Raw genomic sequence first — 22,633 nt, 5'->3', positions numbered from 1 at the left:
TGCCGATCGAAGCGGGGCGCTTGCGCCTCGCTTTTTATCCCTTGCTGCTCGCGGCCGTCTTTGGTGTGTGGCCGGAAATGTTGTTACCGGCATCGGATGCGAGTTGGAACAGCGGGATGAGCGCCAGCGCGGACAGCGCGCCAACCACAAAGAAGGTCATCGAGAACGCCGCCATGTCGAGCTCCTGGCCGGTGATGACGTGGTGCGCTTCCAGAAGCATGCCGGCCACCGCCACGCCCATTGCGATCGACACCTGCTGCGACACCGACGCCAGCGCCGAAGCCTGCGCCATCTGCCGCTCGTCGATGTCGGCAAAGAGCAGCGCATTGCTTGAGGTGAAGAACATCGCGCGGGCAAAGCCCATCAGGATTAGTGTGGCGATGATGAGCCAGTAAGGCGTCTGTGGTGTGAACAAGCCGGGGGCGGCGATCAGCAGGGATCCGGTTGCGATTGCGATGATCAGCACAATACGGAAGCCCATCCGTTTCAGCATCCAGCCGACGATGACCTTCACCGACATTGCGCCGACGGCGGTCGCAAAAGTCAGCAGGCCGGATTCGAGCGGGTTCATGCCAAAGCCGAGCTGGAACATCAGCGGCAGCAGGAAGGGTGCGGCGCCGATGCCGATGCGGAAGATGATGCCGGCGAGGATAGAGATGCGCAGGACCGGGTTCGCGAACAGACGGATGTCGAGGATCGGGGCAGGGGTCCGGCGCACGTGACGGACATAGGCGGCGGCTGCAATAATGCCGAGGACGAGGGTAGCCGCGCCGACGACCGGCGGCAGCGCCGGCATGCTGATCACGGACAGGCCAAAGACAACGCCCGAGGCGGCGACCCCAGCCAAGAAAAACCCAGGCCAGTCGATGCGGCCCGCATTGCCGCCGGGCATTTCCGGCAGCACCCAGCCCGACAGCACGACGCCGATCAGTCCGATCGGCACGTTGATGATGAAGATCCAGTGCCAGGAAAAGAAGGTGGTGATGAAGCCGCCGACCGGCGAGCCGAGCAGCGGGCCTATCAGCGCCGGCATCGTCAGCCAGGCCATTGCCGAGACGAGCTGCGCGCGCGGCGTCGATCGCACGAGGATCAGGCGTCCGACTGGCGTCATCATCGCGCCACCCATGCCCTGCAGGAAGCGGGCGCCGACAAATTCCAGCAGCGAGCCTGCCATCGCGCATGCCACCGAGCCAACGACGAACACCAGGATGGCGGCGCGGAATACCCGCCTCGCGCCATAGCGGTCGGCCATCCAGCCGGAAACCGGAATGAAGATCGCGAGCGAGACGAAGTAGCTGGTCAGCGCCAGCTTCAGCGCGATCGGGTTTGTGCCGATGTCGGCGGCGATAGAGGGCAGCGCCGTGGAGATGATTGTGGAATCCATCGTCTCCATGAACAGAGCCACGGCAAGGACAAGGGGAATCGCTCGGTTCAATGCAGGCGCCTGGAATTCTGCTGCGCCGGACGGCGCCGCGGGATGATGGGTCACGCTGCGTTAGCACGGCCCCGCTGCCTGCTCAATGCGTTAGCTGACCGAGGCCGAGGACAGCCGCAGGTTGCCGCAGGTTCACGCGGCGTCACTTTGGCGTGAGACGCGCGAGGGTGAGTTGCATCGTTCAAGTCGTTCAAGGCACGCTCTCGTTTCGATGAGGAGGACCGGACAATGACGCTGGCCACAGACCGCAGGACTGCCTTCAAGATTGGTGTCGCGGGGCTCGCAGCCCTTGCCGCACCGCAGATCATGACCCGCGCGGCACACGCGGAGGTTCCCAAAACGGATGTGAAGAACGCGGGCTACAACGTCTTCAATCTTGGGAGTTTCCAGGTAGTTGCCATCAATGACGGGCTGGTCCCGGGCAGCGCACCGTATGACACCTTCGGTATCGGCCAGAAGCCGGAAGACGTCACCAAGCTGCTCGAAGACAATTTTCTGCCCGCCGACCGAACGGTAACGTCCTTCACGCCCGTCGTCGTGAATACCGGCCAGGACCTGGTGTTGTTTGACACCGGCCTGGGCGAAGGCGCCCGCGCGGGCACTGGCGGGCTTCTGCGTGAGCGGCTGCAGACCGTGGGCTACAAGCCCGAGGACATAACCGTCGTTGCGCTCACCCACTTCCACGGAGACCATATCAGCGGGCTGATGGAGGACGGCCAGCCGGCTTTCCCCAATGCGCGTTACGTGGCCGGACGGCAGGAGTACGATTTCTGGACGTCTGACGCGGCAAAGTCCGGCCCCACCGAAAATGGCGCGCGGGCGGTTCAGAACCTGGTCGTGCCGCTGGCCGAGAAGACCACCTTCATCGATGAGGGCGGCGAGGTGGTTCCCGGCATTACCGGCATGCTGGCCGTGGGTCACACGCCCGGCCACATGATTTTCAACGTGGATTCTGAGGGCGAGCGGCTCGTTCTTACCGGCGACACCTGCAACCATCACGTGGCCTCACTACAGCGACCCGACTGGCATGTCCGCTTCGACATGGACAAAGAGAAGGGCGCTGAAGCGCGCAGGCGCGTGTTCGACATGATCGCGGCCGACCGCGTGCCGTTCATCGGCTACCATATGCCATTTCCGGCAATGGGCTATGTCGAGAAGCTCGATCTCGGCTACAGGTTTGTGCCGGTGACCTACCAGTTCCTGTAGGCGACCGGAACGGGGTCAGAGTACCGCGACGATCTTGGCGGCCAGCTCGTCGAGCCGGTCGCCGGGCAGGCCAGCAACGTTGAAGCGGCTGTCGCCAACGATGTAGACGGCGTGCTCCTCGCGCAGACGCTTCACCTGCTCGGCGTTCAGGCCGAAGCGCGAGAACATGCCACGCTGGCGGCCGATGAAATCGAAGCGTTCGGAATTCGACTTGCGGCGCAGCGCGTCTGCCAGCCCCTGCCGCAGTTCAAGCATACGCAGGCGCGTTGCCTCGAGCTCGGCGCGCCAGTCCGCTGCCAGCGCCTCATCTTCAAGGACGATGCGAACGCATGCAGCGCCATGATCTGGCGGCATCGACCACAGCGTGCGGCCTGCGCCCTGCAGCTGGCCATGGGCGATATCTGCTTCCCCCGTGTTGCGGCCAAGCACGAAGGCAACGCCGGCACGGTCGCGATAGACAGAAAAATTCTTCGAGCAGCTCGCCGCAGCCATCAGTTCAGGGACGCGCTCGGCAAGGATGCGCAGGCCCGTCGCGTCCTCGTCGAGGCCGTTGCCAAAGCCCTGGTAGGCAATGTCGACGAAGGGAATGAGCCCGCGATCCGTCAGCACCTCGGCCACCACCTTCCACTGGTCGGGCGAAAGGTCGGCGCCAGTTGGGTTGTGGCAGCAGCCGTGCAGGAGGACGATATCGCCGGCCGGAAGCGCCTTCAGTGCCTCGATCATCGCGTCGAAGCGGATTTCCGAGGTAGCCGGATCAAAATAGGGATAAGTGGCCGTCTTCAGCGTCGCGCTGCGCATCAGCGGCATGTGGTTCGGCCAGGTGGGATCCGGCACCCAGACCGTCGCGCCGGTGCCGGTGATCTTGATGAGCTCGGCCAGCATGCGGATCGCGCCGGAACCGCCCGGCGCCTGAACGGCGCGCAGCCGTGACGTGTCGGCGCCTGCACCGAAGACCAACTCGGTCATCTTCGCGTTGAAGCCGACGTCGCCCGCAAGGCCAACATAGGCCTTGGTGTTCTGCTCTTCATGGAGGCGCCGCTCGGCCTCGCGCACCGCGCGCATGACGGGGGTGTGGCCCTCCGCGTCCTTGTAGACGCCTACGCCGAGATCAACCTTGTCGCTGCGCGGATCGTCCCGGTACAATCCCATCAGCATGAGAATGGCGTCGGGCGCGGCCGGCTTGAGAGTGTCGAACATAGCGTTTTCCTCCTGTTGCGCGTCAGAAAGCCGAATTTAAGATGCTTGGCAACCGGATTTGGCCTAGACGATACCGCTCAGCGCCGCAGGGATTTGAATTGTATACCTACGGCGCCATCTGTTTGGATAAGGAACGCGGTTCAGTGCAGGTGCTTTCGCGATATGGCGCGTTTTCCGGTTCCGCCCGCTGTGATAGGAAACCCGGGCGATTGTATACGGAGGAGCGGTCGTGAGCATTTCCAGGGTTGTCATCATCGGCAGTGGCCAGGCTGGCGTCGAGTGCGCTGTCGCGCTCAGGCACGATGGCTTTTCTGGCTCCATCGTGATGATCGGCGACGAGCCGGACCTGCCGTACCAGCGCCCGCCGCTCTCCAAGGAATTCCTTAAGAGCGTCGAGGATTCGTCGCTGCCGCTGAAGGGCGAGGCGGTCTACACGCAAAGCGAGATCGAGCGCCGGTTGGGCGAGTCCGTCGTGAGCATCGACCGCGCCGCAAATGAGGTCGAGCTATCAAATGGCGAGCGGGTTCCCTACGACCATCTCGTGATTGCCACCGGTGCGCGCAACCGCTTCCCGCCGATCGAGGGGCTGGACACGTCGAAGGTGCTGGAACTGCGCACGCTGGCGCATGCGCGCACGCTGACGGGCAGGCTTGACGGCCTCAAGCACGTGACAATCATTGGCGGTGGCTTCATCGGCCTCGAAGTTGCGGCTTTGCTGCGCCAGCGCGATATCGCGGTTGACGTGCTCGAATTTGCCGATCGCCTGATGGGGCGCGTCCTCTCGCCGATGATGAGCGCGCAATTCCTGCGGCTGCACGAAGAGATGGGCACCCGCATCCGCCTCCAGACGGTGGCGAAGTCCGTCGCGGAGAAGGGCGACAGGTTCGCCGTCACGCTGTCGGATGACGACACGCTGGAAACCGATACCATCGTGATGGCGGCGGGCGTGGTGCCGAATGTCGAACTCGCAGCCGAAGCCGGTCTTGAGATCGACAATGGCATCGCTGTCGACGAGATGCTGCTGACGTCCGATCCGTCGATTTCCGCCATCGGCGATGTCGCCAACCACCCGAACGTGTGGGCCACTGGCCGTATCCGGCTGGAATCCGTCCAGAACGCGGTCGACCAGGGCAAGTGCGTCGCGGCCCGCCTTGCAGGCAAGTCCTATCCATACCGCGACCTGCCGTGGTTCTGGTCGCATCAGGGCAAGCAGAAGCTGCAGATCGCGGGCCTCAATGTGGGGATGAACGACGCCGTCATGCGCGGGGATCCTGCCGACGGCAAGTTCTCGGTTTTCGTCTATCGCGGCGACCAGCTGATTGCTGTCGAGAGCCTGAACGCTCCGGCCGACCACATGGTGGCCCGGCGCCTGCTGGCAGCCGGTATTAACGTGACCAAAGAGCAGGCGGCGGACCCCGCGGCCGATCTTAAGAGCATGATCCCGCGCCCGGCGGCCTAAGCTGGGCTATTCGACATAGACCTCTACGCTGGCGCTGCGGCCGGCAGCGTCGATCACCGTCAGGCGCGAAAAGCCGGTGCTGTCCGGCAGCCAGCGGCTGGTGCGCCGGCGTGAGGGCGCATCGACCGGCCGGCCATTGGCGAGCCAGCGGAACGGCGCCCGTCCGCCCTGCATCTTGAGCACCAGCGGCAATGTCTCGTCGCCCGCCGAAACCAGATCGACCCGCGCACCTTGCGGCGGGAATACGATCTCCGGCGCGGGCTCTGCGACGCCCTTCCGTTCAATGCTTTCCTTGCCTGACGTGTAGCGCTTCAGCGTGACTGGAAGGTCGGAGCGGGCAGTTCTCGTTTCACCTGAGGGCGGACGGGGCAGGGGTGTGATCGGGATACCGGAGCGCGCGAAGGCCTCGAACAGGATTGGCGCTGCCGACTGGTAGCCCGAAAGGCCCGGTACCGGCGCGCCGTCCGGCCGCCCAACCCAGACGCCAATGACGTGCCTGCCATCGAAGCCGACCGACCAAGCATCGCGATAGCCGTAGCTGGTGCCCGTCTTGTAGGCGATGCCTAGGCGCGAGGCGCCCTCGGGCGGCAGAATGCCGGAAAGAATGTCGGCGATCTGCCAGTTTGCGCGGTGGTCGAGCAGCGTCGCGGTCGCGCGTTTGCCCGGAACGTTGTCGATGCTCGTCACGAGCCCGCGATTGGCGATCCCGGTGTAAAGCTTTACCAGATCACGCAGACTTAAGCCCGCGCCGCCAAGGGCGATGGCAAGGCCCGGAGGTTCATCGCGGGGCAGGGCAGGCACAACGCCTGCCTGGCGGAAGCGCGAGACGAGCCGCGTCGGCCCGACCGCGTCGAGCAGGCGCACGGCCGGCACGTTGAGCGACATCTGCAGCGCCGTGCGGATCGACACGTCGCCCTGGTACTCCATGTCGAAGTTGCGCGGGCGGTAGGCGCCGAAGCTCGTCGGGCGATCCTCGATGATGGTCTCCTGCGCGATCAGGCCTTCCTCGAAGGCGAGGCCGTAGATGAACGGCTTCAGCGTCGAGCCCGGCGAGCGCACGGCGCGCGTCATGTCGATCCAGCCTCGGCGGCTGTCGTCGAAGAAGCTGGCGGAACCTACCTCGGCAAGGATGTCGCCGGTCTGGGCATCGGCCATCAGGATCGCGACGGAAATGCGCGGGCCGAGCCGTTCGGCGGCCTCGCGCGCGACGCGCTCCAGGCCTTCCTGAGCACGGCGGTTCAGCGTCAACTGATGACGGGTAACGCCGGGATTTTCGCGCAGGATGCGTTCGGCGGCGTGGGCGGCGAGGAACGGGATCGGCTGGCGCATTCGCGGCATACGATCGTGCCGCCCGCGTTCGATCTCGGCCGGGTCGATCGTGCCGGCGCTCGCCATCCGGTCGAGTACTCGGTCGCGCGCGGCCTCGGCGCGTTCGGGATTGCGGTCAGGCCGGCGTCGTTCGGGAAGCTGCGGCAAGGCAACCAGCAATGCGGCTTCGCCGAGCGTCAGCCGCTTCGGCTCCTTGCCGAACCAGGCGAGCGTTGCGGCTCGGACACCCTCGAGGTTGCCACCATAGGGCGCGAGCGTCAGATAGCGCTCAAGAATCTCATCCTTGGAAAGCCGCCGCTCGATCTGCACCGCGCGCAGCATCTGCCGTAGCTTGGCCGTGTACGAGCGCTCCTGCCTCGGCTCGAGCAGCCGCGCCAGCTGCATCGTCAGGGTCGAGCCGCCGGAGACGATCCTCCCGTTGGTCATCAGCTGCCAGGCCGCGCGGCCGATCGCCATCAGGTCGATGCCGCGGTGCTCGCGAAAGCGCTTATCCTCGTAGGCGATCAGCATTGATAAGAACTGCGCGTCGACGTCGTCGAGGCTGACGCGGAATCGCCAGGCGCCTTCCTTCGTGGCGAGCGCCCTCAGCAGCGCGCCTTCGCGGTCGATAACCTCCACCGAGGTTTCGGCGGGATCGAGCGGCGGCGGAAACGCCTTGTCGAGCCGGTCGAGCGCGAACATGACCAGCGTGCCCGCAACCGCCGTGGCCGACAGGGCAGTGAGGACGCGCTGCATCTGGCGTTTCATCGGACTGCCGTCACCTCCATCATGCCGGCTGCCGTGCGGGCGTTGAACTGTGGCCGGTACATGTCCTGCACCACCGCAGCCGGATGCGTGTAGACGCCTGGCGTCACTGCTCGCACCACATAGGCGACCAGGAACTCGCCGCCGCCATCGCGTTCGAACGCGGCGACGAAGCGGTCGTCGCGGAACTCGCTGTGGACCGCGGCCGGCTCGCCGAGCCAGTCGAAGTTGGAGAGCGCGGCGCTGCTGACGAGGTTCGGATTGTCGATCTCGAAGCCCGCTGGCAGAAGGTCGGTGACGATGATGCGCGAGGGCCAGTCGTTCTCCTCGTTGACGCGCAGCACCACCACGAAGCGGTCGTTCTGCGCTGCCTCGGAGATGTTCGCCGGCTCGCCGTCCAGAGTGTAGTAGCTGCGCTCGATGCTGAAGCCATTGCCGCCGGCTGGCAGCGGGTCGACCGGAGCCGCGACGGTGGTGATCACTGCCTCGATGGGGTCGCTGCCGCGATTGGTGATGACGAGCGGCTCGGTCATCACCTCCTCGCCGGTCATGCGGCGGGCGAAGTTGCCCTTGTGCGCGGCGCCGTTGACGTCGAGCTCCAGGCTGCGGCCGGCCTCAGCAACGGCGCGAGCGGCGAGCACCAGCCAGGACTCTTCCTGCGTGCTGGTGGCAGCCTTCTGATTGCGCTCTGCCGACACGAAGCTGACGAGGTCGGGGATCACGCGGGACGCAGCCTTGGTCTCGGCGGCGAGCGCCAGGATTGCGGCGCCATCGCGGAGCGGCGAGCCGTAGTCGGAGCGGTAGAGACTGTTGCGGCCGGCATCCGACTGCGCCTGGTGTAGGGCAGAGGCGAAGGCGACTTCCGCGCGGACATTGTCACCGTAAAGGGCGAGCGCGGCGGCAAGGTGCGCCCGTGCCATCGGGCTCGTGAACTCTTCGAGCCGCGTGTCGGCGTAGTATCGCAGGTCGCCGATCGAAGCGCGGCGGTTGCGCGCCAGCACGTAGAGCGAATAGGCGATCTCCGTTCCGCGCTCGGAGACGTCGGTCGTGTAGGTGAGCCGGTTCTGCAGATTGTCGAGCGCCGCGGCAAAGCCCTCGGTCGGAACCTCGTAACCCGCCTCGCGGGCGCGGGTCAGGAACTCGGTGATGTAAGCGTCGAGCCACGGATCGTTCCAGTCAGGCCCCCACAGGCCAAAAGTGCCGCCGGAGGTCTCGAAGGTCATCACACGCAGTATCGCGTCCTGAACCCGCTTACGCAGGTCGGGATCAACCTCCAGCCCTGCCGAGGACGATAGTTCGCTGACATAGAGCAGCGGCAATGCGCGGCTCACGGTCTGCTCGGCGCAGCCATACGGATAGCGATCGAGCGTCATCAGCAGCGATGGCAGGTCGAAAGCTGCCGAGCGGGAGACGCCGACCGAGACCGATGCGCCGTCGAGCAGGTGTTCGGCGAGCAGCTGGCTGTCGATCCGGATCGACCCGCCATTAGGAACGAGGCTCACGACCTGCTGGCTGGCGAGCGGGAAGGCCGGTTCGCGCACTGGCAGATAGAGCGTCCGCTCGACGCGTGTGCCATCCTGATGCGACAGCGCGACGGTGATCGTAGCATCCCCCGTCGTCTCGGCGACGACTGGCAGGAACAGCGTCTCGCGCGCGTCCTGGCGCAGCGCGATGGACGGCGGCAGACTGCCGAAGTCGAGGGTCGCCTTGCCGCTCGCTTCCATCGAGATCGCATAGTCGCCGGGCGGGCCGTCCGTGTTGTGGATGTCGAGACGGATGGTCGCGCGGTCACCCTTCGCAAGGAACCGCGGCTGGCTGGCGGTCACCACCAGCGGATCGCGGATGACGACGTCGCTCGAAGCCTGACCGACCGCGTGTTTTGACCATGCGACCGCCACGACGCGAGCGGTGCCGTTGAACTCCGGAATGTCGAACGAAATCTTGGCCTTGCCTTCACCATCGACCTGAACGGGACCGGAGAAGAAGGCGACCAGCTTTTCGGTCGGCGGATTGCCCTGGGTGACCAGTCCGCCGCCGTCGCCGCCGGTACGGATGCGGCCGAAGGCGCCAGCCGAGCCGTCGATCAGCCGGCCGTAGAGGTCACGCACCTCGACGCCCAGCCGGCGCTGGCCGAAATAGAAGTCGACCGGGGCAGGGGGCGTGTATCGGGTGAGATTGAGGATGCCGACATCGACGGCAGCCACCATCACATAGGCTTCCTCGTTCGGCGTCAGCCCCGAGAGCGAGACAGGGATCGACAGCGGTTCGCGCGGGTTGCTGCGCTCGGCCGTTCCGAGGTTCACCTCGAGCCTGCGCTCGGCCGGATCGATCGACAGCCACTTGATGCCGATGGCGCGCGCAGGCATGCGCGTCTCTCCGTCGGCTCGACGGAACAGGGTGGCGGTGACATAGGCGCCGGCCCCCCATTCTTCCGAGACCGGGATTTCGACCTCGCCGCCTTCGGCCGGGATCGACGCCGTCATCGTCGTGAACAGATTCTCCGAGCCGATCGCCACCAGCAATTCACCAGCGAAGCGCGGCGATACCTTCAGCCGCGCCGTATCGCCGGCAGCGTAGCTGTCGCGGTCGAGGGCGATTTCGAGGCCATCCGGCGTTTCGGTAGAGATTTCCGAAACGAACCAGCCGGCATTGAATTCGACGCTCGCCATCGGCCCGTCAGGCGAAGGCGCGGCGACATCGAGCCGGTAGCGGCCCCACTCGACCGGCAGGTTGAGCGCCGCCGGCTCGCCCGTCGTCAGGTCGATCTCGCCGCCAGCAACGCGCCGCTCGACGGTGATCGGCTCGTAGTTCCACGAATTGTCGCTGCGGTACCACTGGTAGCGGCGCTCGATGTTGGTGAGCGTCCACTTCGCGCCCTTAAGATCGATGCGCTCGCCTTCAGGTGAGACGGCGATAACGCGGAACCCGGCTGTGGAGTTTTCGGCCACTTCGTTGCCGGAGAAGTCCGGGCGAATGCCGATCACGTCGGCTTCCGGGCGCACGCGCACCGTGGTGCTGCGCTCCACGGCGCGGCCGCCACCCTCGCGCATGCGCACGGTCACCTTCGCCTCGATGAGGCGGGTGGTGGAGGGAGCTTCCTCGACATAGGCTTCGAACCGGGCCTTGCCGTCCTCGTCGGTGGACGGAAGCTCCAGTTCACTCGACAGGTTCAGGTCGCTTTCCTCGTCGGCGAGGCCGAACTGATAACCTGGAAAGCGCTCCCATTCGCGCGTGGTCGTGACCGAGACTTCGCCCTCAAGCTCAAGGCCCGATGCGGGCGCGCCGTAGAGATAACGGCCCGCAACATTGAGGATCGCCGGCTCGTCGAGCGCGATTGCGGGCGTCTCCGCCGTCAAATCGAACTCGATCCGGTCGGGTACAAAGTCCTCGACAAGGAACTTTGCCTCGGCGATTGCCCCAGCCTTCGGATCGCTGTGAATGCGAACGGTCCACGCGCCACGCATCGATGTCGGTTGCAGCGCGTACGGCACATGGTGACCACCCAGCGCCTTGCCGTCGCTGACGATGCTTGCCTCGACAACGCCGTCTGGTCGCTCGAACACGAAGGTCAGCGGCAGGTTCTCGATCGCATCGGCGCTGGCATCGCGCGCGAGGGCAGCGGCATGAACGGTTTCTCCTGCTCGATAGACGCCGCGCTCGGTCCAGGCAAACACGTCGACAGCTCCAGGCGCCTTGCGGCCGGTGACACCGCGATCCGAGAGGTCGAAGCCGGGGCGGGTCAGATCGAGGAAGACGAAATCATGTTCCCCCCGCTTGGCGGTAATCGCGGACGGGGCCATGCCGGCGGTGCCGCGCATCAGGCCGGGCGACAGCAGCGCGCGACCCTCGGCGTCGGTGGTGGCTGTGCCAAGCACCTCGTTGTTGCGGGCAAGCAGCTCGATTTCGACGCCTTCGAGCGACTTTGCCGTCTCGAGCGAGCGGGCAAAGACCATAAGGCCATGCTCGCCGGAATAGGTGGTGAGGCCAATGTCGGAGACGACGAACCACTGCGTCGCCTGTGCTATCCAGGATTCGCTGGTGTCGCCCTCTGCCTTTGCCGTCAGCACGTAGACGCCCGGCTTGCGTTCGGCGAGCGCTTCGCTGACCGGAAAGCTCGTCAGCACGTCCTTGTTGAGGTCGGTCTCAAGCTCGATCGTACCTTCCCAGACGAGCTCGCCGAGATCGTCGGTGACGGTGCCAAGTGAATAGCCATCCACCTGGCGCAGGAAGAGGTTGTTGTTGAGCAGCGAGGCAAGGGCTCGGTCGCCCACCCGATGCAGCTTCAGCTTTGCCGAGGACGCGTTGACGCTGACCATCGGAATGCCATGGCGGCCGGCGGCCGGCAGAACGAAATTTTCGGTCGAGAAGCGGACGGACGGTGCGCGGTCGCGGACATAGATCGACAGGTTTACCGGCTTCTCGATCTTCTCGCCGACCGACGACGGCAGGCCCTGCCGCACGCCGATCTGGTACTGCCTGCCGTGCTCAAGGCCTTCGACGCAGGCCTGCTGCTCGCGGGCTTCGACGGCTTTTGGCGCTCCCCCGTCGACCGTGAAGAAGGTGGCATAGTCGACGCCCGCCTTCACGAGATTTTCCGAGAACTGGATGCAGACCCGCGGGCTTGCAAGGTCCGAGTCCACCGTGTGGTTGAGGATGCGAAAGCCCTTGCGCTCGCGCAGGTCCAGATAGGCCGCCCGGATCGTGTCGTCATCGACGAGGTCGAGGCTCTCCTGGTAGGCAGTGAGCGCGGGGCGCGACAGGTTCCGCATGTCGAGGCCGATCGCGGTGAGCGCCAGCGCTTCCGCGCGCTGCTGCGCGGTGCGCGAGCGTGCATACGCATTCAGGGCCGCGTTGAGCGCGCTGGACTGGATGTTGCTGGCGTCGTTCCCGGCATTCGGGACGTAGTCGATATAGGCGCGGGCAAGGTCAAGCCAGACGTCAACGTTTTCGGAATCGATCGCCAGAGCCGCCTTGTAGCGTTCTGCCGCTGCCAGCGAATTGCCGTAAGCCATGTCGCTGGAGGCAAGATCCAGCAGTTGCGCGAGGCCCACGTCCTCCGGCTCCGGCTGGCCGGCAATGTCGCGGCCGAAGCGCTGGGCTTCCTCGCGGATATAATCGGGCACGTAGCTCAGGGCAGGGGGCGCACCGAGATCTTCGCCAATGCTCTGTTCGACCACTCTCCCCGCCACCGCGCCGGCGAACGGCTTCATCGTGCTGTAGTCGGACTTGAGAAAACACCACTGCGCCCTGGTGTTATAGGTGAAAGCACGGCAGGCATCGTCGGCCAGACAGACCGCCTCGCAGGTGTCGAGCGTGACGTTCTTCTCGGTCCTGAGGTCGAAGCCGAAATAGTCAGCGTCCGGCGTGGTGACGACCGCGCGCTCCGTTTGCTGCGCCAGCGCCGGTGCTGCGACGGCCAATACGATACCTGCGAGGAACGGGATCAGCCTGACGGTGCGCAACAACATGACGTCCTCCAAACGCTCAACATGTGCCCTTGCGGGAATGTTGAGCAGCCTCGGCTCTGCCTTGTCAACTGAACTGCCGCCGGTACGCCAACCGCAGATACGGCGGCTGGCGCAAATTTGCAGCGAATTCTCCGGCGGGCACAATTTCGTGCCAAAGCGTCCCTAGACGATGCGGCTCGTTTGGATGATTGTGAGGGCGGTGCCGCCGCGGTGCCGTCTCGCTGACGCGGGAGATTGGATGACGAGACGTTTGTGGCAGGGGTTGCCGGGACGCGTCGGGCAGCTTGCTCGCGAGGCCTCGCATGGTCGACTTGATCGCCGCGAATTCCTGGCGCTTGCCACCGTCTTTGGCGCTTCAACCGCTGCCGCTTATGGCCTGCTCGGCCTGCCCGCGCCGGCGCGCGCTGCAGAACCCGCGCCGCGGCGCGGCGGCATCCTGCGCGTGGCGATGGCCGTGCGCCCGGACAAGGATCCGCGCCTTTCCGACCGTGCCGAGATTGGCAACATCCAGCGGCAAGTTCTTGAACCGCTGATTAAATACACCCGCGACTTCACCTTCGAAGGTTGCCTGCTCTCCGGCTGGGAGATCAGCGATGATGGCCTCACCTACACGCTGTTCGTGCGCGAGGGTGTAACCTGGAATAACGGCGACCCGTTCACGGCCGACGACGTCATCTTCAACATCACGCGCTGGTGCGAGGCAAATGTGCCGGGCAACTCGATGGCCGAGCGGATGGCGGCGCTGATCGAGAACGGCAGCATCCGTCCGGGCGGCATCGCAAAGGCCGACGATTTCACGGTCGTCCTGCGCCTTAAGACGCCGGATGTGACGCTCATCCCGAGCATGTCGGACTATCCGGCCCTGATCGTCCACCCAGGCTATTCGCAGGATGAGGATGGCTGGCTCGCCAACCCGATCGGCACCGGTGCGTTCGAGCTCGTCTCGCACGAGGCCGGCAAGAGGGCAGAGTTCCGGCGCCGCACCGGAGGCGGCGGCTGGTGGGCGGGCGAGGCGCATCTCGATGGCCTCGTCTTCATCGACTACGGCAGCGCGCCGGAAGCGATGGTGCAGGCGTTCGAGAAGGGCGAAGTCGACATCAACTTCGAGACCAACGTCGACTACATCGACGCGCTCGACGGCCTTGGCATGATCCGCTCGGAGCTGCAGACAGCCAACACCATCTGCGCACGCATGAACGTCAGCCACGCGCCGTACGATGATGTGCGGGTGCGGCGCGCGGTGCAGCTAGGCGTAGACAATGCCGTCGTTCTCGAACTCGGCCACCGAAACGCGGGCGAGAAGGGCGAGAATTTTTGCGTCAGCCCGATCCATCCTGACTATTCCGAGCAGGAGCCGGTGCGTCGCGATGTCGAACGGGCTCGTTCGCTTATGGAGGAGGCCGGCCAACTCGACTACGAGCACGAACTGGTCTCGACCGACGATCACTGGCAGCGCAACACGGGCGACGCAATTGCCGCGCAGCTGCGCGAGGCAGGCTTCAAAGTCAACCGCAAGGTGCGGCGGCCTGACGAGTTCTGGGCAGGCTGGAAGGAGTTCCCGTTTTCGCTGACCACCTGGGGCCACCGCCCGCTCGGCATTCAAAACATCGCGCTCGCCTTCCGCAAGGGCGCGGCGTGGAACGAGACAGGCTTCTCGAGCGAAGAACTTGAGGAGGCCATCGCCAACGCGCTGGCGGTCGTCGATTCAGAAGCCCGCCGCGAGATGATGGCTGAGATTGAAAGGATTGTGCTGGATGCCGGGATCGTCATCCAGCCCTTCTGGCGTAAGGTCTACAGCCACGCGCGTCCCACCGTCCGCAACCATGCGGTTCATCCAAGCTTTGTCATGGACCTGGCTGGGGTCTGGCTGGTGGGGTGACCAGATCGGATCCTACTAGTCCTGCTTCTGGCTAAGAACCGTCGGTGACTTGCCTTCGATCCAGTTGAAGATGTCGCGGTTATCCTCGATGATTGAACTCACTGCAGGGTGCAGCAGGTGGTTCTGGTCCAGATAGAGCATCTGCGAACCTCGGTATGGCCTGCACCAGGTATCGTCACAGAGGCTTGGGAAGGGATCGATCAGGCGAACGTTCGGATGTTCGGCTAGCACCTCGTGCAGTACCTGCATCGAAGCTTCGCGACGTTTCTCCGCATTCTCGCGGGTGACGGAACATCTTGCATCGACATCGACATGGGCCTGCACCGCACGGGCGACGCATTCCGGCGATGGCTTCGGCATTTCGGGCACCGGCGCCACGATGGCCACGCGGTCTACTCCAAGCGAATGCAGCTTTGAGATCGTCTCGCTGAGTTTGCGAGAGTAGAACCTGCCTTGCTGCGGTTCTGGCCGGTTTGCATCGACTTCAGCGAGGAAGCGACCGAACTCGCCGGGCTGTGGTTCTCCGGCCCATTTACCATAGATGGTCCAAATCGAAATCAGCAGCGCAGCATCCGGTCGAACTTCGGACATCATTGCTTCCAGGCCGCGCTGTTTCGCGGCGACACATTCGGCCTCGCTTTCCGGGGAAAAGCCGATGACCCGAACGTCAAAGATGGCCGGGCAGTTGGCAACGGCAAGGGCGACGATTGCCGAATCTTCCAGATGGTGTCCGAGGACGTCCAATGCCTGCCCAGCGTGAGAGTCGCCCATGACGAGAACGCGGCTCCTCTCCGGATCGATGCTTGCGCAGCCGGCAAAGTGTTCGGGGCGACCGATTACACAGTGGATGGGGGCGCGCGCTTTTTCCTCCGCCGAAGCAAGGAACGAGTTTGCGTCGGTCGCTCTCTGCGGCATCACGTAAGCGTAGGCTCCTCCCAATAGCGCTGGCAGGATGCAAGCTCCGACGCCTGCGATTGCAGGTCGCCATCCGAGCGGAAGAGAACCGCGTTTGCGGCGCCAGGCAAGAATAGGCTTCTCTACCCAAAGATGGGTGGCGACGGCCAGGCAGAAGGAAACCACGGCAGCGAGAGCAGCCCATTTGGGGCTCAGTGTGCCGTAGTTGATGATCCGCGCCATCGCCATCAGCGGCCAGTGCCACAGGTACCAGGCGTAGGAAATCAGGCCGATCCAGACCATGGGCGTGGTAGCCAGTGCGCGGGCGGTAAGGATGTCCGGCCGCGCCAGACCGGCGCCGATGATCATCGCCGTGCCGCAGACAGGAATAGCGGCCCAGAAGGACGGGAAGGGCGTTGTCTCATCAAAACGGAAGATTGCATAGGCCAAGAGCAGAACGCCTAAGGCGGCGACGGCTTCGACGGCAGGTCGCGACAGGCGCTTCAGGTAGGGGACGGCAAAAGGGATTGCGCCGCCAGCCGCAAATTCCCAGGCGCGTAAGGGCATCAGATAGAACGCGTAGTTCTTGTCGAGGCCGGTGCCGGTCCAATAGATGCAACCCACGAACGACGCCACCGCGAGTGCGGCGACGATCATGGCGATCGTCTTGCCGGCAAGACGAAGCTTGAAGAGGCCAACAAGCAGAAGCGGTGTGACCAGGTAGAATTGTTCCTCAACCGCCAGCGACCAAAGATGGAGCAGGATCTTTTGGGAGGAGTCCCGGTCGAAATAGCCTTGCTGGCTCAGGAACAGGTGATTGGCGACCATGCCGGCGGAATAGAGAACTTCCTGGCCGAACTGCCGAATCTCCGCGGGGATGATGAGCACATACGTGCTCAGCAGGACGCTGGCGAAAATAACCAGAAAGTATGGCGGAAGAATTCGTAGCGCTCTTCGTGACCAAAAATCAGAAAACGAAAATGAACCGGTCTCCACTCCGGATACGATTTGACGGATTATCAGAAATCCGGAAATGATAAAAAATATGTCTACGCCCGTGTAGCCGCCAGATGGGGAATTTAGCTCCATGTGGAAGGCAACTACACTTAGAACTGCGATTGCGCGCAGACCGTCCACGAAGCGGAGGTAGGTGGTTTTGTTCATGAAGTTGCGCTGGATTACGTTGATAGGAAGAGAATTCCTTATCAACTACCAGTGCGGCGCAATTATTCAATCAGCAATTATGCAAAAGGCTCCAGACACTGCTGGGGTGCAGTATCTTGAGCTGCGCACTTCCGGAGAAAGCTCTTGATAGCTAGTCGGCGGAAACTCTCGACCTACCAGCAGGTCCGCATCTGCGCCTGATACTTGGCAGCCATTTCGGCAGTCTTCCGGGCATAGCCTTGGATCGAAGCGTTGTTGCGCCAGGAGCCGCGGGCATAGCCGGCATGTCCGTGATAGTAGGCGAGGTAGAGACTGTAGGCGTCATCCGGCGCGATGCCGAGCGTGCGGACCGACTTGTTGTGGTACCAGCCGACGAAATCCGCCGCGTCGCCAAAATTGGTCCGGCGGGCGGAGTAGTTGCCGGTTTCCTTCTGATACTGCAGCCAGGTGCCGTCCAGCGCCTGCGAATAGCCATAGGCCGAGGAGATCCGCGGACCGGGGATCAGGCCGAAGAACATACTCTTGCGGCGCGGCCGCGCACGGCTGTCGAAGCCCGATTCCATACGGATCGTCGCCATCATGATATGCGGCGGGATCCCGTATTTCTGCGAGGCTTTGGCGACATCGCGGCGCCAGTTGTTCATCCAGCCATTGTTCTGGGCAAACACGGCGCAGACGTTGTTGATTTGGCTAGGCTTGGTCGCGCAGGCGGAAACGCCCAGCAGGACGACCAGGGGAAGAAAACGCAGAACTCGAGACGCAGACATGCCGGCAGCGTAGCCGGGCGGCGTAAATTAAAACTTTCGACAAATGTTAACCTGTGAGGCATCGGCGGGTGAGGTAAATTTGTTCATGTTGCGTTCTTTTTTTCTACATGATACAATTTGAAAATGTACATACAGCGCTATCTAGTTGATCTCTGTACAAGACAACTATAAGGTGGTATACAGCGATGGCAATACACGTACAGGATGAAGAAACTGATTGGTTGGTTAGGGAGTTTGCTAGGAGACGTGGCGTGGGTCTTACTGCAGCAATCAAGCTCGCAATTCTTGAAGCCAGCGATATCGAACGCGAAACGGTTCGTTCCGTGGCAATGCGCGTGAAGCCAATCCTCGACGAAATTCGGGCTAAGCGGCAACCTGTCGACAACGATGAGAAGTCCTTCATGGACAGCGGATGGGGGGAGGACGAATGACGCCTGTCGAGACCTCGGCGCTCGTAGCGATCCTTCTTGACGAGGATGATGGTGAGGAGCTTTTCACAGCGATTGTGACGGCGAGTGAACCGGTTACTCTGGTCACCAATCTCATCGAGGCTGCGCTTTCCGTTGGTCGGCATATTCGCGATTACGAACGTGCTGAGGTTTTGGTTCGGAATTTTTGCGATGAGTGCGGAATTCGGATTTTGCCCCTTACCATGGACTACTTCAGCCCCTCCGTCCGAGCATTTCGCAGGTATGGCAAGGGTAGCGGGCATAGCGCCAGGTTGAATTTTGGAGACTGCATCTCCTACGCGATGGCCAAGAAGTTCCCATTGCCGATGATTTACAAGGGAGAAGATTTCGCGCGTACGGATCTTGGGTAATAAATTGAGAAAATTCGTCAAGTTAATGTTCAGTTACAACAGGCACTTACGCTCTTTTTTGACCGATTGATAAAAAAACAATTCGTGCTACGATTTCCCCATAACAAATAATGGGGAACATCCATGATGGCCGAGGGCCAGTTGAAGCAAGGGATCGCCGCCGGAAGGCTGGCGCCCGGGCAGTACAGTGACAATTTTTCTGATCTTCATCCGCCGCTGACGCAGCACGAAGCTGTCGTTGAGGCCGATCGTTGCTACTTCTGCTACGACGCGCCGTGCATGCAGGCGTGTCCGACTTCGATCGACATTCCGCTGTTCATCCGCCAGATCGCGACCGGCAATCCGCTGGGCGCGGCGAAGACCATCTTCGACCAGAATATTCTGGGCGGCATGTGCGCGCGTGTTTGCCCGACGGAAACGCTTTGCGAAGAGGCGTGCGTCCGGGAGACGGCGGAAGGCAAGCCGGTGCAGATCGGCCGGCTGCAGCGTTACGCCACCGACACGGCGATGGCGCGTAACAAACAATTTTACGAGCGAGCCGGCTCGTCGGGTAAGCGGATTGCTGTTGTCGGCGCAGGTCCCGCGGGCCTCGCGGCGGCGCACAGGCTGGCCGTCTATGGCCATGACGTCACCATTTTCGAGGCGAAGCCCAAGCCGGGCGGCCTTAATGAATATGGCATCGCTGCCTACAAGGCGACAGACGGTTTTGCGCAGGCGGAAGTCGACTACGTGCTCGCCGTCGGCGGCATCGCCATCGACTACGACAAGGCGCTCGGCCGCGATTTTTCGCTGGCCGACCTGACCGCCAGCTATGATGCCGTCTTCCTCGGCATGGGCCTCGCCGGTGTCAACGCGCTGCGGGCGGAAGGGGAGGAGGCTTACGGCGTCCACGACGCGGTCGACTTCATCGCCCAGATCCGCCAGGCGAGCCACCTGTCGCAGTTGCCGATCGGCCGCAGGGTCGTCGTCATCGGCGGCGGCATGACGGCGATCGACGTCGCCGTGCAGTCGAAGCTCCTCGGCGCCGAGGAGGTGACGATCTGCTACCGCCGCGGCAAGGAGCACATGAACGCTTCCGAGTTCGAGCAGGACCTGGCCGCGTCGAAGGGCGTCAGCATCCGCCACTGGCTGCAGCCGAAGCGGGTCATCACCGAGGGCGGATCTGTCCGCGGCATCGAACTCGAATACACCGCGATGGCGGACGACAGGCTCGTTGGTACCGGCGAGATGATCCGGCTCGAGGCGGACCAGATTTTCAAGGCGATCGGCCAGACGTTTGACGGAGCACCGCTCAATGGCAGCGGCAATCTGATCGCGATGGAAAACGGACGCATCAAGGTCGACGGTGAAGGGCGGACTTCCCTGCCAAAAGTCTGGGCGGGCGGCGACTGCGTGCGCGACGCGCGCGAGGACCTGACCGTTGCTGCCGTCGCTGCAGGCCGCGACGCAGCCGAAAGCATCCACCGGGCACTGACCTCTAACGGGAGGGCATGAGCATGGCCGACATCCGTTCCAATTTCGTTGGCATCAAGTCGCCGAACCCGTTCTGGCTGGCCTCTGCCCCGCCCACCGACAAGGCTTATAACGTCGTCCGCGCCTTCAAGGCCGGCTGGGGTGGCGTCGTCTGGAAGACCCTCGGCGAGGAGGGGCCGCCGGTCGTCAACGTCAACGGTCCGCGTTACGGCGCGATCTGGGGCCCTGACCGCCGGCTGATCGGCCTCAACAACATCGAACTCATCACCGACCGCGACCTGCAGGTGAACCTGCAGGAGATCAAGCAGGTCAAGCGCGACTGGCCCGACCGGGCTCTGGTCGTCTCGCTGATGGTGCCCTGCGTCGAGGAAGCCTGGAAGGCGATCCTGCCGCTGGTGGAAGACACGGGTGCTGACGGCATCGAGCTCAATTTCGGCTGTCCGCACGGCATGAGCGAGCGCGGCATGGGCTCGGCGGTCGGTCAGGTGCCGGAATATGTCGAGATGGTCGTGCGCTGGTGCAAGCAGACGACCCGCATGCCGGTGATCACCAAGCTGACGCCGAACATCACTGACATCCGCAAGCCCGCGCGCGCGGCCTTCAACGGCGGCACCGATGCGGTCTCGCTGATCAACACGATCAACTCGATCACTTCGGTCAACCTCGACACCTTCTCGCCGGAGCCGACGATCGACGGCAAGGGCACCCATGGCGGCTATTGCGGCCCCGCGGTTAAGCCGATCGCCATGAACATGGTGGCGGAGATCGCCCGCGATGCCGAAACGCGCGGCCTGCCGATCTCGGCGATCGGCGGCATCACCACCTGGCGCGATGCGGTTGAGTTCATGGCGCTGGGAGCTGGGACTGCTCAGGTTTGCACCGCGGCCATGACCTACGGCTTCAAGATCGTCGAGGACATGATAGCCGGCCTCAGCAACTGGATGGATGAGAAGGGTTTTTCGACGCTCGACGACTTCATCGGACGCGCTGTGCCCAACGTCACCGACTGGCAGTATCTCAACCTCAACTACGTCACCAAGGCGCGCATCAACCAGGATGCCTGCATCAAGTGCGGCCGTTGCCACATCGCCTGCGAGGACACCTCGCATCAGGCGATCACCAACGTGGTGAACGGCGCTCGCCACTTCGAGGTGATCGAGGCTGAGTGTGTTGGCTGCAACCTTTGCGTCAACGTCTGCCCGGTTGAAGGCTGCATCACCATGGAACCGCTGGCCGTTGGTGCTCTCGATCAGCGCACCGGCCGGTGGGTCGAGGGGGCCTACGCCAACTGGACCACGCATCCGAACAATCCGGCTGCGCGCCAGGCGGCAGAATAGTTCCTCCCCGGCGGGGCGGGGCCTTCCGCGTAGCGTATTGGATGGCCCCGTCCTCGGGATCGGGCGGGGTGGTTGCGGCGCGGCTGTGGCTCAGCCGCTTGCGCCCGCACGCTGACATTCACCGCAGGCGACGCGGAAATGTTCCGGCATGGATCCTTGGGTCGCACTCCGCGTCGCTCCGTTTGCCCAAGGATGACGAAAGTAGATGTGTTTGCGCATACCCTCCCGCACCAGCGTTGGACAAAGCTTCTTCGCCCTCACCACCTTCGTCATGCCCCGGCTCGACCGGGGCATCCAGGCCTGAACGGTTCCGTCTGAGCCTGCGGCGAAGACCTTCGCGACCCCGACGCGGTTTTATTTTGGGTAGGGGCCGCTCCCGCCACTTTCTCGCGCTCCCTACCGTTTTCTGGCTCAAGTCACTTCCCGCACAGCCTCTTTCTAAACACGTTCGCCTCGGATAGTGATTGTATACATTCGAGGGGTACGCATGAGTCTCGCGCAGAATTCGGCCGCAGTTTCCACGGGCGCATCGGCCGGCGCCGCAGCGGTCGCCGGGGGGCGCGAGAAGCTGAAGGGCCACCTGGCGATGCTGCTCTTCACCGCGCTTGCCTCCGGTTCTTATTCTCTTGGCGCGATCGCGATGCGCGAACTCGGCGCCGGCGCCGCGAACGGTGTGCGCTTCCTCATAGGCATCATCTTCATGATGCTGGTGGCATACATTTCTACCAGAGGGCGGGTCTACCGGCCGCCGGCGCCGTGGCGGTTCCTGATCCTCGGCGGTCTGATGGCCATCTTCTTCGTGACGATGTTCATCTCGCTGAAGCTGACGAGTCCGGTGACCAGCGGCGCGGTGTTCACGCTGATGCCGCTGATGGCAGCACTTTTCGGCTACATGATCCTCGGTCAGGTGCCGCGCAAGATCGTCGTCGGCAGTTTGTTGTTTGCAGCGGTGGGCGCGATCTGGGTGATCTTCGGCGGCAGCCTCGATGCGCTCCTGGCCTTCGACCTCGGCAAGGGCGAGTTGCTCTTCCTTGTTGGCGTGGCGGCGCATGCCCTCTACTCGCCGATGGTGAAGAAGCTCAATCGGCACGGCGAGCCGCTGCCGTGGCTGACGGCCTACACCATGCTCTGCACCGGGCTCTTCATTGCGATCTACGGCTTTGACGAAATCCTCGCGACCGACTGGAGTGCGCTGTCGGCCAGCATGTGGGGCATCATCCTCTATCTCGCCATCGTCACCGGTGCGTTCTCGACCTTTCTCGTCATGTACGGCTCGATGAAGCTGCCTGCGGCCAAGGTGCTCGCCTACAACTACCTTTCTCCGTGCTTCATCATCGTGTTCGAGGGCTTGCTCGGACATGGCTGGCCGAGCCTCTCGGTTGCCGCGGGAGCGCTGGTGATCGTCGTTGGCCTCATCGTGATGGCGATGGCGAAGGAAGTTTGACGGAACGTTAACCAAGG

At 63.5% G+C, this 22,633-nt stretch carries 15 protein-coding genes; 9 read left to right on the top strand and 6 right to left on the bottom strand.

The annotated features are described in order from the left end of the window. Positions 1–34 precede the first annotated feature (34 nt). Entirely contained in the window at positions 35–1,435 is a 1,401-nt protein-coding gene (locus tag L630_RS20905) for a DHA2 family efflux MFS transporter permease subunit (protein WP_034329138.1), read from the bottom strand. 228 nt (positions 1,436–1,663) lie between these two features. On the opposite strand from L630_RS20905, the gene L630_RS0102200 reads away from it, so the two are divergent. Continuing rightward, the gene (locus L630_RS0102200) at positions 1,664–2,641 is read left to right on the top strand and encodes an MBL fold metallo-hydrolase (protein ID WP_024846657.1); all 978 of its coding nucleotides are present in this window, start codon (positions 1,664–1,666) and stop codon (positions 2,639–2,641) included. A 15-nt stretch (positions 2,642–2,656) separates the two neighbouring features. Here L630_RS0102200 and L630_RS0102195 read toward each other — a convergent pair whose 3' ends face one another. Further along, the gene (locus tag L630_RS0102195) at positions 2,657–3,838 is read right to left on the bottom strand and encodes an amino acid aminotransferase (protein ID WP_024846656.1); all 1,182 of its coding nucleotides are present in this window, start codon (positions 3,836–3,838) and stop codon (positions 2,657–2,659) included. A gap of 229 nt (positions 3,839–4,067) precedes the next feature. Here L630_RS0102195 and L630_RS0102190 point away from each other — a divergent pair, with 229 nt between their 5' ends. Continuing rightward, positions 4,068–5,297 carry an FAD-dependent oxidoreductase gene (locus L630_RS0102190; protein WP_024846655.1) on the top strand — a complete coding sequence of 410 codons (1,230 nt, stop codon included), beginning with the start codon at positions 4,068–4,070 and terminating at the stop codon, positions 5,295–5,297. A 6-nt stretch (positions 5,298–5,303) separates the two neighbouring features. Here the strand turns inward: L630_RS0102190 and pbpC are convergent, their stop codons facing one another. Then, positions 5,304–7,373: a penicillin-binding protein 1C gene (gene pbpC, locus L630_RS0102185; RefSeq protein WP_024846654.1), complete on the bottom strand. Its 2,070-nt coding sequence runs from the start codon at positions 7,371–7,373 to the stop codon at positions 5,304–5,306. After that, a complete protein-coding gene (locus tag L630_RS0102180) occupies positions 7,370–12,838 on the bottom strand; it encodes an MG2 domain-containing protein (protein ID WP_024846653.1) in 5,469 nt (1,822 codons plus the stop codon). Before L630_RS0102180 ends, pbpC begins: the two co-directional genes overlap by 4 nt. A 238-nt stretch (positions 12,839–13,076) precedes the next feature. On the opposite strand from L630_RS0102180, the gene L630_RS0102175 reads away from it, so the two are divergent. Continuing rightward, positions 13,077–14,717, top strand: coding sequence for an ABC transporter substrate-binding protein (locus tag L630_RS0102175; protein WP_024846652.1), 1,641 nt, complete (start codon positions 13,077–13,079; stop codon positions 14,715–14,717). Positions 14,718–14,732: 15 nt separating this feature from the next. On the opposite strand, the gene L630_RS0102170 is transcribed toward L630_RS0102175, so the two are convergent. Beyond that, positions 14,733–16,775 carry an acyltransferase family protein gene (locus L630_RS0102170; protein WP_084465696.1) on the bottom strand — a complete coding sequence of 681 codons (2,043 nt, stop codon included), beginning with the start codon at positions 16,773–16,775 and terminating at the stop codon, positions 14,733–14,735. Between L630_RS0102170 and L630_RS22740 the strand changes: the two genes are divergently transcribed. Further along, positions 16,774–16,923 (top strand): hypothetical protein, encoded by a 150-nt coding sequence (locus L630_RS22740; RefSeq protein ID WP_156941748.1) that lies wholly within the window; start codon positions 16,774–16,776, stop codon positions 16,921–16,923. The two genes, L630_RS0102170 and L630_RS22740, sit on opposite strands and share 2 nt — an antisense overlap. Before the next feature lie 25 nt (positions 16,924–16,948). Here L630_RS22740 and L630_RS0102165 read toward each other — a convergent pair whose 3' ends face one another. Then, positions 16,949–17,542, bottom strand: coding sequence for a glucosaminidase domain-containing protein (locus L630_RS0102165; RefSeq protein ID WP_144708575.1), 594 nt, complete (start codon positions 17,540–17,542; stop codon positions 16,949–16,951). Between the two features lie 185 nt (positions 17,543–17,727). On the opposite strand from L630_RS0102165, the gene L630_RS0102160 reads away from it, so the two are divergent. The 5 genes from L630_RS0102160 (at position 17,728) to L630_RS0102140 (ending at position 22,616) form a co-directional block, all read left to right on the top strand. Further along, positions 17,728–17,973, top strand: coding sequence for a type II toxin-antitoxin system VapB family antitoxin (locus L630_RS0102160; RefSeq protein WP_084465693.1), 246 nt, complete (start codon positions 17,728–17,730; stop codon positions 17,971–17,973). Continuing rightward, entirely contained in the window at positions 17,970–18,362 is a 393-nt protein-coding gene (locus tag L630_RS0102155) for a type II toxin-antitoxin system VapC family toxin (protein ID WP_024846648.1), read from the top strand. The genes L630_RS0102160 and L630_RS0102155 overlap by 4 nt, the downstream gene beginning before the upstream one ends. A gap of 126 nt (positions 18,363–18,488) precedes the next feature. Then, positions 18,489–19,856, top strand: coding sequence for an NAD(P)-dependent oxidoreductase (locus L630_RS0102150; RefSeq protein ID WP_024846647.1), 1,368 nt, complete (start codon positions 18,489–18,491; stop codon positions 19,854–19,856). A 2-nt stretch (positions 19,857–19,858) separates the two neighbouring features. After that, positions 19,859–21,172 carry an NAD-dependent dihydropyrimidine dehydrogenase subunit PreA gene (gene preA / locus L630_RS0102145; RefSeq protein WP_024846646.1) on the top strand — a complete coding sequence of 438 codons (1,314 nt, stop codon included), beginning with the start codon at positions 19,859–19,861 and terminating at the stop codon, positions 21,170–21,172. A gap of 487 nt (positions 21,173–21,659) precedes the next feature. Next, positions 21,660–22,616, top strand: a complete 957-nt coding sequence (locus tag L630_RS0102140; RefSeq protein WP_245263637.1) for a DMT family transporter — start codon at positions 21,660–21,662, stop codon at positions 22,614–22,616. The last annotated feature ends 17 nt before the right edge of the window (positions 22,617–22,633 follow it).

This window comes from Aminobacter sp. J41, assembly GCF_000526635.1.
Taxonomy (GTDB): domain Bacteria; phylum Pseudomonadota; class Alphaproteobacteria; order Rhizobiales; family Rhizobiaceae; genus Aerobium.
This window is presented reverse-complemented; position numbering and strand designations above follow the sequence as displayed.

Excerpts from the sequence above, each read along its gene's own strand:
- L630_RS0102180 (WP_024846653.1), bottom strand. The coding sequence starts at position 12,838 with ATGTTGTTGCGCACCGTCAGGCTGATCCCGTTCCTCGCAGGTATCGTA.
- L630_RS22740 (WP_156941748.1), top strand. The coding sequence starts at position 16,774 with ATGAAGTTGCGCTGGATTACGTTGATAGGAAGAGAATTCCTTATCAAC.
- L630_RS0102155 (WP_024846648.1), top strand. The coding sequence starts at position 17,970 with ATGACGCCTGTCGAGACCTCGGCGCTCGTAGCGATCCTTCTTGACGAG.
- pbpC (WP_024846654.1), bottom strand. The coding sequence starts at position 7,373 with ATGAAACGCCAGATGCAGCGCGTCCTCACTGCCCTGTCGGCCACGGCG.
- L630_RS0102170 (WP_084465696.1), bottom strand. The coding sequence starts at position 16,775 with ATGAACAAAACCACCTACCTCCGCTTCGTGGACGGTCTGCGCGCAATC.
- L630_RS0102175 (WP_024846652.1), top strand. The coding sequence starts at position 13,077 with ATGACGAGACGTTTGTGGCAGGGGTTGCCGGGACGCGTCGGGCAGCTT.
- L630_RS0102195 (WP_024846656.1), bottom strand. The coding sequence starts at position 3,838 with ATGTTCGACACTCTCAAGCCGGCCGCGCCCGACGCCATTCTCATGCTG.
- L630_RS0102200 (WP_024846657.1), top strand. The coding sequence starts at position 1,664 with ATGACGCTGGCCACAGACCGCAGGACTGCCTTCAAGATTGGTGTCGCG.
- L630_RS0102165 (WP_144708575.1), bottom strand. The coding sequence starts at position 17,542 with ATGTCTGCGTCTCGAGTTCTGCGTTTTCTTCCCCTGGTCGTCCTGCTG.
- L630_RS0102150 (WP_024846647.1), top strand. The coding sequence starts at position 18,489 with ATGGCCGAGGGCCAGTTGAAGCAAGGGATCGCCGCCGGAAGGCTGGCG.
- L630_RS0102140 (WP_245263637.1), top strand. The coding sequence starts at position 21,660 with ATGAGTCTCGCGCAGAATTCGGCCGCAGTTTCCACGGGCGCATCGGCC.
- preA (WP_024846646.1), top strand. The coding sequence starts at position 19,859 with ATGGCCGACATCCGTTCCAATTTCGTTGGCATCAAGTCGCCGAACCCG.
- L630_RS0102160 (WP_084465693.1), top strand. The coding sequence starts at position 17,728 with ATGGCAATACACGTACAGGATGAAGAAACTGATTGGTTGGTTAGGGAG.